Consider the following 457-nt stretch of genomic DNA (forward strand, 5'->3'; position numbering starts at 1 on the left):
CTCCTGAATAGTTTGCGATGTAGTAGATTAGGAGTGCGTAGCAATTACGCACTCCTAGTTCAATTACACGCGCAGACCAGCAGCGACCGAACGCGAGTTCGCGACCGAGATAGCGAGCGATTCGAACATCACCCAACCACGACCCGGCACCTTCTCGATGCTGATGTCGATCGGCTGCGATTGCAGACCGCCGCGATCCGAGTAAGCGCCGTGGTTCAGCGCGTCCGAGATCACGAAGAATTCGCCTTGGTTCAGGACCTTGTGTTCCGGGTGACGGTATGCGTCCGACGTGATCGTGCAACCGTACAGGACACCGAGTTCACCGTTCAACAGGAGTTCGTGACGAGCAACCGGGTCGATCGCTTGGAAGAAGTCCGAGTTACCGATGATATCTTGGTACAGGTCCGACGCCATCAGCACGTGCGGAGCCTTCAGGCCCCAGCGCGTCACGTTCGTC

General features: G+C 57.3%; 1 protein-coding gene. It reads right to left on the bottom strand.

What is annotated here, in order from left to right:
- Positions 1 to 63 precede the first annotated feature (63 nt).
- A partial coding sequence (locus AC1RPN_RS08395; RefSeq protein WP_481763745.1) for an HK97-fold major capsid protein occupies positions 64 to 457 on the bottom strand: 394 nt, incomplete at its 5' end.

The sequence above is a fragment of the Dellaglioa sp. CoH-57-MRSF-20 genome (assembly GCF_056781955.1).